Origin of the sequence: Micromonospora matsumotoense (assembly GCF_050951065.1) — a bacterium.
Lineage (GTDB): Bacteria > Actinomycetota > Actinomycetes > Mycobacteriales > Micromonosporaceae > Micromonospora > Micromonospora matsumotoensis.
This window is the reverse complement of record NZ_CP192025.1, coordinates 2,732,358-2,744,524: the sequence shown is the minus strand read 5'-3', so window position 1 is coordinate 2,744,524 and position 12,167 is coordinate 2,732,358. Positions and strand designations below refer to the sequence as shown.

7 protein-coding genes are annotated in these 12,167 nt (G+C 70.3%); 2 read left to right on the top strand and 5 right to left on the bottom strand.

Translation table 11 applies throughout. The annotated features are described in order from the left end of the window. Positions 1-4: 4 nt before the first annotated feature. From ACQP1S_RS12115 to ACQP1S_RS12100, 4 genes are all read right to left on the bottom strand, one after another. Entirely contained in the window at positions 5-901 is an 897-nt protein-coding gene (locus tag ACQP1S_RS12115) for a carbohydrate ABC transporter permease (RefSeq protein ID WP_432906275.1), read from the bottom strand. Further along, on the bottom strand, positions 901-1,764 hold the full coding sequence (locus ACQP1S_RS12110) for a carbohydrate ABC transporter permease (protein WP_432906273.1): 864 nt from the start codon (positions 1,762-1,764) through the stop codon (positions 901-903). Before ACQP1S_RS12110 ends, ACQP1S_RS12115 begins: the two co-directional genes overlap by 1 nt. A 117-nt stretch (positions 1,765-1,881) precedes the next feature. Then, on the bottom strand, positions 1,882-3,186 hold the full coding sequence (locus ACQP1S_RS12105) for an ABC transporter substrate-binding protein (protein WP_432906270.1): 1,305 nt from the start codon (positions 3,184-3,186) through the stop codon (positions 1,882-1,884). 11 nt (positions 3,187-3,197) lie between these two features. Then, positions 3,198-5,228, bottom strand: a complete 2,031-nt coding sequence (locus tag ACQP1S_RS12100) for a DUF2264 domain-containing protein (protein WP_432906267.1) — start codon at positions 5,226-5,228, stop codon at positions 3,198-3,200. Between the two features lie 654 nt (positions 5,229-5,882). Here ACQP1S_RS12100 and ACQP1S_RS12095 point away from each other — a divergent pair. Next, the gene (locus tag ACQP1S_RS12095; RefSeq protein WP_432906264.1) at positions 5,883-7,022 is read left to right on the top strand and encodes a substrate-binding domain-containing protein; all 1,140 of its coding nucleotides are present in this window, start codon (positions 5,883-5,885) and stop codon (positions 7,020-7,022) included. 380 nt (positions 7,023-7,402) lie between these two features. Continuing rightward, on the top strand, positions 7,403-8,605 hold the full coding sequence (locus ACQP1S_RS12090; RefSeq protein ID WP_432906261.1) for a serine hydrolase domain-containing protein: 1,203 nt from the start codon (positions 7,403-7,405) through the stop codon (positions 8,603-8,605). A 509-nt stretch (positions 8,606-9,114) separates the two neighbouring features. On the opposite strand, the gene ACQP1S_RS12085 is transcribed toward ACQP1S_RS12090, so the two are convergent. Further along, positions 9,115-11,973 carry a glycosyl hydrolase family 95 catalytic domain-containing protein gene (locus ACQP1S_RS12085; RefSeq protein ID WP_432907979.1) on the bottom strand — a complete coding sequence of 953 codons (2,859 nt, stop codon included), beginning with the start codon at positions 11,971-11,973 and terminating at the stop codon, positions 9,115-9,117. Positions 11,974-12,167: the final 194 nt, after the last annotated feature.

Sequence of the window (12,167 nt, the reverse complement as noted above, 5' to 3'; positions counted from 1 at the left end):
GGCCTCACCCCTTCAGTCCGGTCGTGGCGATGCCCTCGATGAAGTGGCGTTGGCCGAGCAGGAAGATGACCGCGACGGGCAGCACGGACAGCACGGAGCCGGTCATGATCAGCGCGTACTCGGCGTTGTACTGGGAGATGAAGGTGTTCAACCCCAACTGGACGGTGCGCAGTTCCGGACTGCGCAGGTAGATCAGCGGGCCGAGGTAGTCGTTCCAGGTGGTCACGAACGTCAGCAGGGCCAGGCTGGCGAGCGCCGGCCGGGACAACGGCAGCATGATCCGTCGGTAGATGCCGAACTCGCTGAGCCCGTCGACCCGCGCCGACTCGCTGAGTTCCTCGGGGACCGTCTCGTAGAACTGCTTCATCAGGAACACGCCGAACGCGCCGAACGCCTGTAGCGCGACGATCGACCACAGGGTGTTCGACAGCTGCAGCTTCGACATGAGGATGAACTGCGGGATCATGTACGACTGCCAGGGCACCGCGATCGTCCCGACGTACGCCAGGAAGAGCATGTTGCGGCCGGGGAAGCGGACCCGGGCGAAGCCGTAGGCGGCGAAGCTGCCGGTGAGGACCTGGAGGAAGGTGACGACCACCGACAGCAGCAGGGTGTTGCGCAGCCACGTCGTCATGTCCGAGCGCTGCCAGATGTCGAGGTAGTTCCGCCACACCACGGGATCGGGCAGCCAGGTGATCGGGATGGTGAAGACGTCGTTGTTGGTCTTCAACGACGCCACCACCATCCAGTAGAACGGCAGCAGCAGCCCGACCGCCGCGAGCACGAGGGCGGCGTACCCGAGGAGCCGCCAACCCCGGAACCCGCCACGCCGAGCGGGTTTCCCGGGATCGCCGGGCGCGGCGACGGCCGGCGGGGGCATGGAGAGGTCGGTCGCGGTCATCAGCTGTTCCCTCGCTTGTTGACCATGAACTGGATGACCGTGATGCCGAAGCAGATGGCGAACAGGACGATGGAGACCGCCGAGGCGTAGCCGAACTGGTTCTCCTCGAAGCCCTTCTGGTAGATGTACTGCGAGAGCACCAGTGTGGACTGGCCCGGCCCGCCGCCGGTCATCAGGAGGATGAGGTCGAAGACCTTGAAACTCTCGATGGTGAGCAGCACGGTGACGAAGAAGGTGGTGTGCCGCAGGCCGGGGATGGTCACGTGCACGAACCGCTGCCACGCCGAAGCGCCGTCGGTCTGGGCGGCCTCGTAGAGCTGGGCCGGGATGGTCTGCAGGCCGGCCAGGAACAGCAGCATGTAGTAGCCCATGTAGCGCCAGGTGCCGACGATGATGACCGCCGGCATCGACCAGGTCGACGACGTGGTCCAGCCCGGCGGGTCGTCCACCCCCACGGCGCGCAGGAGCGCGTTGATCGGCCCGTACTCCGGACTGAACAGTTGGTTCCACACGATCGCGATCGCCACGATCGAGGTGACGTAGGGGAAGAAGGCGACGGTACGGAAGAACCGCACGCCGCGCAGTTTGCGGTTGAGCAGCAGCGCCAGCCCGAGTGCGGCCACGAGGGTCAACGGGATGTGGAAGGCCGTGTAGTAGACGGTGTTGCGCAGCGCGGTCCAGAAGCTCGCGTCACCCCACATCCGCCGGAAGTTGGCGGTGCCGGTCCACTCGGCCACCCCGAAGACGTTCCAGCTGGTGAAGGCCACGTAGAACAGCACCGCGACGGGTAGCAGGGTGAGCACGGCGAAGCCGATGAAGTTGGGCAGGATGAACGACCAACCGGCGACCGTGTTGCGCCACACCAGACGCCGGTTCCTGGGTCGCGTGCGCGGCAGTGTTGCCATAGGGAGTCTCCGGGGGTCGTTCGGCGTGGCGGCGGGTCCGGCAGGCGGCTCAGGCGCGCCGGGCCCGCCGTGAGCTCACTGGTTGAGGACCTCGTTCTTGGCGCGGGTCTGCGCCTCGGCCAGCGCCGCGTCGACGCCCTTGCTGTTGGACAGGATCGTCGAATGCGTCTCGTTGAGGAGATTCTGCAGACCGGCGGTGTGCTTCGACACCGGGTTCTCCGGCTTGATCGTGTGCTTGGTGTAGGCGAACTTCGACAGCTCGTCCTGCGGTACGCCGTCCAACCCGAACAGCGTCGCGGTGACCGCGTCGGTGACCTGGGCCGGGGTGATGCCGATCCCGGCCAGCGCCTTGCCGGCATCCGGGCCGGCCGCGTACTGGAGGAAGGCCTTGGCCGCGGCGGTCTTGGACTTGCTGATCTTCGGGTTGATCCCCAGGCCGGTCGGGTCGCCGAAGGTGACCGGTGTGGCGGAGGTGCCGGTGGTGGACTTGTCGAACTGCGGCGCCGGGGCGATCCCCCACGGGAACTTGTCGGCGTCACCGCTCTTCTGCTGGTTGAGCAGCGTGGCCACGTACCAGGTGCCCATCGGCAGCAGCGCCGCCTGCTGCTTGCCGAACTGCGCCTGGTAGGTGAGTTTGTTGGTCTTCGCGGTGCCGAAGGTCGGCTGCGCGCCGGCCGCCTGCAGGTCCAGCGACCGCTCGTAGTACGGCTTCAGGTAGCCGAAGTCCCCGGAGAGCAGGTCCGCGCCGGGGGTCTGGGCGAGCGCGAATCCCTGCACCGTCGACTGGAAGGTGTGCTGGTAGGCGCCGGTCGCCTTCGAGCCGGCCGCCTTCAGCCCGGTGTGCAGCCGCTTCGTCGCGTCGGTGTAGTCGTCCCAGGTCCAGCTGCCGTCCGGCGGCGTCACCTTCGCCTTCGCGAACAGGTCCTTGTTGTAGAACAGCACCCACGAGTCCTGCCGGTACGGCACCGCGTACGCCTTGCCGTCCACCTGGAACGACGCGAGCGCCGGACCCGAGCCGAGACCGGAGGTGGCGTCGGAGACGTCGAGCAGCTGACCACCGCTCTGGTACGTGTAGAAGTTCCTGAGGTTCTTCATCACGTAGACGTCCGGAGCGGTGCCGGCGGCCAGGTCGGTGATCATCTGGGTGTCGTAGTCGTTGCCGGGGGCGTACTCCTTGAGCTCCACCGTCACGTTCGGGTGGGTCGCCTTGAAGCCGTCGGCGAGCGTCTTGAACTCGGGCGTGGACGACAGGCTCCAGCCGGCCAGGGTGATCGTCACGGGGGCGTTGGGGTCGACTGGCTCGTCTCCGCCGCCGCAACCGGCGAGAACAAGCGTCAGGGCCGTCGCGGCGCTGATGACGGCAGGTATCGCGCGCTTCATCCCTTTCTCCTTCAGGTCAGGGGCCCAGACGGGCCCGCACTGCTACCAGGCCGGGTGGGCCCGGCATGCTCGGTGTCCAGCCGGGTCGACGTGCTGATCCCGTCGGGCCAGTCGACTGCCAGGTGGAGGCCTTCGGCGTCCTCGTCGGCCACGACCCGGCATGCCTGCCCGGCCGTGGCTGCCGGCACCGTGGACAGCTCGATGAGGGCGACGACCCAGGCGCCCGGCCGGACGGGGTGGTCCAGCCAGGGCACGACCAGGTCGCCGGCCAGCGGCCCGCCGTGCGCAACAGTGGCGGTACCGGCCGTCGCGCCGCCGTGGACGCTTTCGAGCCTGCTGGTCCGGCCGGCCCCGGTCACGACCGTCACCCGGTCGCTCACGGTCGCCGTCGCGTTCCCGGCGACGGCCCAGCCGCCGATCCGTAGCCGCAGCGCAGCCGCCTCGACACCGTCGGCGAGGTCGTCCACGCGGGTCAGCCGCAGTTCCCAGGGGCCGCGCACCAGCGAGTACACCGTGAGGTGCCCGGCCGGTCGGGACCGGCCCCGGCGGCCGCCGCCGTGATCGCGCTGGTCGGGATCCGGGTCGAGCCAGTGGACGAGGGCACGCGATCCGGCCACCCCGACGCCGTCGGTGTCGACGTGCACGGTCAGCAGGCGCATGCCGGTGCGGTGGGTGACCCGACCCGCGTCGTCGACGAGGGTGACGGACTGGTCGAGCGGGTTGACCCAGCCGCTGTCGTCGAGGACGGGGCTGGTGGCGGTGGAGTAGCCCAGCCGGGCGTAGAGCGGGGAGTCTCCGCCGGTGGCACCCTCGACGGCGTGGTCGGTGCCGTGGTTGACGACGCGGACGATCCCGTCGGCGCGGGTGCCGGAGACCAGCCAGCCCGGCGCGGGTATCGCCCGCACCGTGTCCCGTTCCTCGACCGGGAGCGGCTCTTCGGGGGTCGTCCAGACCGGATGGTCGGCGGGCAGCGCGATGCCGAGCAGACCCTTGCTGGCCCAGTACGGCGATCCCGGCCCGGAGTACGACTGCGCCAGTCGCGGCCACGGCCCGTGCCAGCCGAGGGTGAGCAGGCCGCGTTCGTCCGGGGCGCCGTTGGCGACGAAGTGGCGCACGATGCGGGTGGCCGCGCGGCGCAACTGGCCGGGGCTGACCGAGGGCACGCCGGCGATGGCCCCGACCCAGAACGGCGCTGCCGCGGCGAAGCGGTAGATCAGGCTTCGTCCCTGGATCAACGGTGATCCGTCGGCACCCACCAGGGCGACCGCGTCACCCAGGAAGCGGTCGAGGCCGGCCAGGTCCCGTTCGCGGCGCTGCTCGGCCAGGCCCGCGGCGCCGGCCATCCGTGCCCACAGCGTCGGATACAGGTGTAGGGCCCAGCCCACGTAGTGGTCGTAGGCGCGGTGTGGCCCGTCGGACATCCAGCCGCCCCCGCGGGTGAAGCCGTCGTGCGTGCGCAGGTCCTCGGCCATCTCGTCGAGCGAGTGCGGCCCGCCGACCGAGCGCAGGAACGTCTGGACGACCAGCCGGAACCAGACCCAGTTGATCCGTGGGTACGTGTCGTCGCCGACCGCCGGGCGCAGATAGTCCACCACCCGCTCCCGCACCGCGGACGGCAACCGGTCCCAGATCCATGGGCCGGTCAGGTCCAGGACCAGCGCGATGGAGGCGGCCTCCACCTTCGCCTGGGGGTGCTCGTCCAGGCGCACCCAGCGGTCCGGGGAGCTCGGGTCGGTGCCGGCGGCGATGCCGGTCGCGTACCGGTCCACGAGCTCGTCCACGCCCACTCCCCGGGCGCCCGCGATGCGGAAGCCGGCCAGCAGGAAGGTGCGGGCGAACCCCTCCAGGCCGTCGACGGCCCGCCCGTAACCGCCCTCCGGCCCGGGAAAGGTGACGAGGGCGTGGCCGGGCGACGCGAACGGCCGGGCGGCGGCGAGCATCCGGTCGGCGAGGACCAACCAGTCGTCCCGGTGCCAGGTCGCGGCGGCAGGGGCAGCCGGGTTCTTCCCCGGTGCCGGCCGGCCGGCCGTCCCGAACGTCATCCGAGGTCCTGTCGCATCGAGCCGTCTCCGTGACATGTCGCGAGCGGGGCGTTGCCCATGAATGTGACGTACAGACATCCGCCGGGTTTCCGAAGTAAAACGCTCACATCAGAGCAAGTCAATGCCCTTCTCACACCGATGTGGACATGATCGATCGGGAGAGCACACGACACCGCCTGGATGCGCTAAGTGATCTGATACGATCACAATCGTTCGCATCCGCTCCACCGTCCGAGGGGTCATGACCGCCGCAGGCCGCTTCGCAGACCCGCTGGCTGCGGCGTGGCCCGGTCACCGGACGGAACCACCGGCACAACTGCCCGCGTCACCGGACGGCACCCGGGATCCCGGCCCGGGCCAGACGACCTCGCCGCCCCACGTCCACCTGCTCGTCCCCGGTCAGACACGGCTCGGCCACGGCCGCGCCGTGGCCGCCGCGCTGGGCGGCGTCGGCCGGCTCGACCTCGGCCGGCAGCCGGGTCCGGCACCGTGCGCCGCGACTTCCCGACGGAGCACGGCTCCTCTGCTCTCCGACGGATGGGGAGATCAGCTGATCCGGCTCGCGACCGATGTCACCGCGTTCGACCCGGCCGGCGAACCCGTCCGTACCCCGCAAGAGCGCTCGCCGCACCACGCGGCCCCCGGAGGTCGCCCATGACCAAGGACAGTCCCGTCGCCGCCACGGCGGAGGGCTCCCGAGGACCGCTTCAGGTCGCCCGCCGCCAGCAACTGTTGGCAGCCCTGCAACGGGACGGCGCGATGCGCATCTCCGACCTGTCCCACGCGCTGGGCGCCGCGCCGGTCACCATCCGGCGCGACATCGCGGAACTGGCCACCGAGGGTTTGGTGCGCCGCGTCCACGGTGGGGTCGCCCTGATCCTGCCCGACGATGCCCCGGCAGCAGACGAGGCACCTGTCACCGGCCTGGACCCGCTGGTCGGGCGCGCCCTCGGCATGCTCGTGCCCTCGTTGGACTACTACTGGCCGGACGTGGCTCGCGGCGTCGAGAGTGCCGCCCGCGAGCTCGACATGCGCGTGGTGCTGCGCGGCTCCTCCTACGACACCGACGACGACCAGCCGCAACTGGTCCGCCTCGTGGAACGGATGGGCGTCGACGCGCTCATCATCGCGCCGAGCATGGACGCGCCGAACGCCGAGCGCACCATCGAGTGGCTCGACCGGGTCGGCGTCCCGGTCGTCCTGCTGGAACGCACCGCCACGGTGGGCAGCCACCACGCGGTCATGGAGTCGGTGGTCACCGACCACGCGCTCGGTGCGGCCATGGCGGTACGCCACCTCACCTCGCTCGGACACCGCAAGGTCGGCCTGGTGCTCGACGCCAACAGCCCCACCAGCCAGCACGTGCGACGCGGCTGGTTCGACGCCACGACCGGGTGCGGCCTCGACCCGGACGCGACGGTGGTGGCCGTGGTGCCCGACGCGCGGTCACCGGAGCGGGACACCGTACTCAACGACGTCCTCGACCGGTGCCGGGCGACCGGGACGACGGCGCTGCTGGTGCACGCCGACGCCGAGGCCATCGCGCTGGTACAGCATTGCGAGGAGCGGCACCTCTCCGTTCCCGGCGACCTCTCCATCGTGGCGTACGACGACGAGGTCGCCGGGCTCTTCAGCCCCCCGCTGACCGCGGTCCGACCGCCGCGACGCTCGATCGGACGGGCTGCCGTGCGTCTCGTCGCCGACCGGCTCGTCGACCCCGACCGCCCCACCCACCGGATCGTCATCAGCCCGTCACTACGGATCCGGGGATCGACCGCGCCGCCACCCGGGTAGACCACCACCGACGGCTCCGGAGTTCACCAGCCGACCAGCCTGCGCGCAGGCGTACCAGTTCGCCACCGACCAGCCCCACTGGCACTCGGAGACCGTTCTCGCCGGCCACACCGTGCTGCTGCCCGAGCACGACACACTGGTCGACCGGTGCCCCATGGGAGCCCGGCAGGTGTCCCAGGTGTGCCCGCCCACCGTGGCCCCGGGGCCCGCCCGCCGGCCGGCGGACCGACCGGGCCGTGGTCGCCCCGAGGGCACCGGGGCCGCCGACCTGCACGGGTAGCGCAGGCTGTACCGCAGGACGGCGGCTGGCGGGATCGCCCCCGCCCGGCGGTTGCCGAAACATGGTCGGTGTCCAGCGTCACCGACATCGAGGAGCCATCATGCCCCGGACAGTGCGCCGTTCCACCAGCAGCCGTCGGACCGTGCGGGGGGTGGCCGGCGTGCTGGCCGCCGTCGTCGCCGGCACGGCCCTCACCGGCCCTTCCGCGTTCGCCGGCACCGGGACCGGCGGGCACGTCGGCCCGAAGGACGCCGTCCAGCGGCAACTGGACCGCCTGGTCGGCGAGGGCGGCTTCCCCGGCGCGCTCGCCTCCGTGCGGGGGGCCGACGGGCGGGTCCGCGACTACACCGCCGGGACCGGCGATCTCCGGACGCACCGCCCGGTGCCCCGCGACGGCCAGGTCCGCATCGGCAGCAACACCAAGACCTTCACCGCCGTGGTCGTCCTGCAACTGGTGGGTGAGGGCCGCATCGACCTGGACGCCCCGGTCGAGCGCTACCTGCCAGGCGTCGTGCGCGGCCGCGGCAACGACGGTCGCAAGATCACCGTACGCCACCTGCTCCAGCAGACCAGCGGCCTGCCCGACTACGACGACGTGCTGTTCACCAGGGCCGAGGACCTGGTCGACAAGAGCCACTCGTACCACGAGCCGCGCCGGCTGGTGGACGCCGCGCTCACGGCCGCCCCGCACTTCGCCCCCGGGACCACGTGGGAGTACAGCAACACCAACTACGTCCTCGCCGGGCTCATCGTCGAACGGGTCACCGAACGCCCGATCGGCGAGGAGATCACCAACCGCGTCATCACGCCGCTCGGCCTGCACCACACCTACTGGCCGGGGGTCGGGGAGCAGCGCCTGCGGGGCATCCATCCGCGTGGCTACGTGGCGGTGGCTCCGGGCGCCCCGTGGGTGGACGTCACCGACATGGACCCGTCCCTGGGCTGGGCCGCCGGGCAACTGGTGTCCACCCCGGACGAGCTGCGCACCTTCTTCGAGGCGCTCCTCGCCGGCAAGCTGCTCCGGCCCGCGCAGCAGGCGGCCATGACCAAGACCGTGCCCGCCCCCGGCTTCGAGCCGGCCGGGGACTTCGAGTACGGGCTGGGCGTCGCCCGCCACGAGCTGCCCTGCGGCGGCTACGCCTGGGGCCACGGCGGCGACATCCAGGGCTTCGAGACCCGCAACCTGGTCACCCTGGACGGCCGGGCCGCCGTCGTGGCCGTGACCGGCCTGCCGACCTCCGAGCAGATGCTCACGAAGGTGAACGGGAGCGTCGACGCGGCGCTGTGCGGCACCGACCGCTGAGGCGGCCCCGACCGCAGTGTCGCGGCTCCTGGAACACTCAGGGCCGCGCCGGGCGGCAGTGGGGCGAAGGTCCTCGGGCACCCGGGGCCAGGGCCGGGCCGCGTGGGCGGGTGACGGCGGCGGCGCCATCCGCATCCGCGCCGAGCGGTCCTCGACCATGCGGCGCAGGTCCGCCGCGGCCAGCTCGACCGCGAGCACCAGCGCGGCACGCACGTCCGCTGCGGGGTCCTGGGCGAGCGCGCCGCGCTGGATGGTGGTGGTCCGCGGGTTGCGGGCGAGCCCTTGCGTACGCGGGAGGTGCCGAGGCCCTGGTAGCCGGCGTCGGCGAGGATCGGCACGCGTCTGCTCCGATCCGGCGACGGCAGGTCCGCGCGGCGAACCGGTCATGGTGCTGTGCCCGCCGTCGCGGTGCCGCCTCGGTGACCAGGTGGTCAATCACGGAACGGGGCAGGCCCGTCAACCGCGGTGACACGCGCTCATCGTCGTGCCACCGCCCATACCCCAGGTCGTCAGATTCGTTGAAGTTGGAATCGCTGGTTGGCACCGGTGCCGGGTGTCCACTGGGAGATGCGGGCACCGTCGGCGGTCGAAGCCTGCCACACGTCCATTGCCAGGCCGCTTTGCCGGTTGATGAGTCTGACCACCCCGCCGCCCTGGTCGTCGACCCGCCATTGCTGGCTGGCGGCGTTGGATGCATCGGGTTGCTGGGTGATGTCGGCGCCGGTGCTGTTGTTGGCGGCCTGCAGGAACAGGCCGCTGTGCCGCGCCCTGATCCGGAAGTGGCCCCCGTCCGCCGACACGAACTCGAACTGCTGGTTCTGTCCGCTGGAGCTCTGCCACTGGATCAGCAACCCGCCGGCGGCGGTGGACGCGCCGTTGATGTCGGCGGCCTTGCCGCTGTGCTGGACCACGAGCCGGTAGTACGCACCAACCTCGACCGGCCCCGAGTTGACCCCGGATGCGCGGTAGGTGTGGCCGGCCTGCCCGGTGAACTCCACAAGATCGGCCTCGATCCGTGTCGGCTGGACGGCGCTGCCGCTCGTCTCGTCGCGCAGTTCGAAGGTGCCGGCGAAGATCCGGTTGCGAACGCGGACGGGTCCGGCGCGGTCGGGAGTGACGACGAGTTCGACTCGGCTGCTGCTCCAAGCGGCACCGACGGTGTATCCGCCGCGGCCGCGGAGGCCGGTGACCTGCCCGGTTGGCCAGGCGGATGGTAGCGCGGGCAGGAGGTGCAGTTCGCCGGCGTGGCTGTGGAGCAGCATTTCGGCGATGCCGGAGGTGGCACCGAAGTTGCCGTCGATCTGGAAGGGCGGGTGCAGGTCAAACATGTTCGGCGCGAGCCGGTCGGTGCGTACCAGGTCGCGGAGGAGCTTGTGGGAGCGGGTGGCGTCTTCGAGTCGCGCCCAATAGTTGATCTTCCAGGCGAGTGACCAGCCGGTGCCGTCGTCGCCGCGCAGTTCCAGGGTCTGTCGTGCCGCCTGGTGCAGTTGTGGTGTGCCGCGTTTGGTGATCTGGTTGCTGGGGTGTAGCCCGTACAGGTGGGAGACGTGCCGGTGGGCCCGTTCGGTCTCCACCCAGTCGGCGAGCCATTCCTGGATGTTGCCGCGGGACCCGACACGCGTCGGCGGCAGCCGGTCCCGGGCAGTCAATACCTGGGCGCGGTAGTTGGCATCCACATTGAGGACTTCGGCGGCCCGTGCGACGCCATTGAACAGGTCACGCAGGATCTGGTTGTCCATCGTCGGCCCCGCGCAGACGCTGGCGTTCGTGTGGTGACGCAGTTCGGGCGAGTTTGACGGATTGGTGACGAGGTAGCCGAGCGTCGGGTGGCTGACCAGCGTGTCGAGGAAGAACTGGGCAGCGCCCTTCATGGCCGGGTAGTTGGCGCGCAGGAACTCGACGTCTCCGGTGAACTGGTAGTGGTCCCAGATCAGGGTGGCCAGCCAGGCGCCGCCGGTTTGCCACATTCCCCACAGGGCTTCGTCGACCACCGACGAGCCGCGCCACGCGTCGGTGTTGTGGTGGGTGACCCAACCCCCCGCGCCGTACTGCACCTGAGCAGTGCGGGCACCGGTCACCGTCAGATCTTTGATCATGTCGAAGACCGGCAGGTAACACTCGGCCAGGTTGGTGGTGTCGGCCGGCCAGTAGTTCATCGGCAGGTTCGCGTTGATGGTGAACTTCGAATCCCAGGAGGGAGCCATCTGATCATTCCAGATCCCCTGCAGGTTCGCCGGCTGGCTGCCCGGCCGTGAGGAGGAGATCAGCAGGTAGCGACCGTACTGGAACAGCAGCGCGGAGAATTGCGGATCGTTGACGCTCGCGTGCTGCGCGATCCGTACGTCGGTGGTTTGGTCGGCCGCCGTCGTGCGTCCCAGATCGATCGACACCCGGTTGAACAACGCCTGGTAGTCGGCCACATGCCGCCCGCGCAACTGGTCGAAGCCGACGGTGCGGGCCGCGTCGAGGTGCCGCCGCGCGATGCCCTGGTAGTCGCCGTTGACGGTCCGGTAGTTGACGTAACTGGAACCGATCGACACCAACAGGGTGACGCTTGTCGCGCCGGAGACCCGCAGCGTGCCACCGGAGCTGCTGACCGTGCCACCGCTCACGGCGGCATTGGCCAGGGCAAGGAACCGCACCTGGCCGTTGATGCCCTCCATGTTGTCGGAGACACCGTCGAGGCCGATCGTGGCGGCGTCCGGGCTGGACACGGTCGTCCGTTGCGGGCTGCCGAACGTGGCGGTGAAGGTGATCGCGTTTGCCCGGTCGGCGGTCAGCCGGATCACGATCACCTGGTCCGGTGCGCTGGCGAACACCTCACGCTGAAACCGCACCCCGTTGAGCAGGTAGCTGGTGGTAGTGGTGGCCGTGGTCAGATCGAGGGTCCGCTGGTACTGCGACGCCCCGCTGGCACTGCCAAGAGCGAGCCGCAGGTCACCGACCGGCTGGTAGGCCAACTGCCCGACCGGACTGCCCAGCATGGTCTGGTTGATCAGATCCTGCGCCTGCGTCCACTGATCAGCGAAAACCCGCCGCCGAATCTCCGCCAGGTTGGCCGCACCGCGGGTGTTGGCCGAGTCGTACGGGCCGCCGGCCCACACGGTGTCCTCGTTGAGTTGCAGCCGCTCGGTGTCGACATTCCCGAACACCATCGCGCCCAACCGGCCGTTGCCGATCGGCAGAGCCCGTAACCAATCCGTACCCGCCGGCTCGTCGTACCACAACGCCATGTCGTCGGCTGCCAGCACGTGTGGGGGTGCGACCGAATCGGCCCGCGCGGCTGCGGTCCAACCCGCCGGCAGCAGCATGGCCCCAGCCCCGGCCGCCCCGGCTCCGAGGAGTTTCCTTCGTGTCACTTCAGACATCTTGTCTCCTTCATGCAGCCGAGCGACGCGGCAGCGGCCCCAGCCGCCCCGGTCGAGACGATCGCAGGGCAGGAGAAGCGCAACGTTGACGAGGACATCGCCTGATTCCTTCGAGGGTGTCACGGCGTCCAACATTCGTCAGACGTCGCACGTTAGACCGATTGATTGAATATGGTCAATGTGTTGCTGTGGGA

Excerpts from the sequence above, each read along its gene's own strand:
- ACQP1S_RS12115 (WP_432906275.1), bottom strand. The coding sequence starts at position 901 with ATGACCGCGACCGACCTCTCCATGCCCCCGCCGGCCGTCGCCGCGCCC.
- ACQP1S_RS12105 (WP_432906270.1), bottom strand. The coding sequence starts at position 3,186 with ATGAAGCGCGCGATACCTGCCGTCATCAGCGCCGCGACGGCCCTGACG.
- ACQP1S_RS12100 (WP_432906267.1), bottom strand. The coding sequence starts at position 5,228 with ATGACGTTCGGGACGGCCGGCCGGCCGGCACCGGGGAAGAACCCGGCT.
- ACQP1S_RS12095 (WP_432906264.1), top strand. The coding sequence starts at position 5,883 with ATGACCAAGGACAGTCCCGTCGCCGCCACGGCGGAGGGCTCCCGAGGA.
- ACQP1S_RS12090 (WP_432906261.1), top strand. The coding sequence starts at position 7,403 with ATGCCCCGGACAGTGCGCCGTTCCACCAGCAGCCGTCGGACCGTGCGG.
- ACQP1S_RS12085 (WP_432907979.1), bottom strand. The coding sequence starts at position 11,973 with ATGTCTGAAGTGACACGAAGGAAACTCCTCGGAGCCGGGGCGGCCGGG.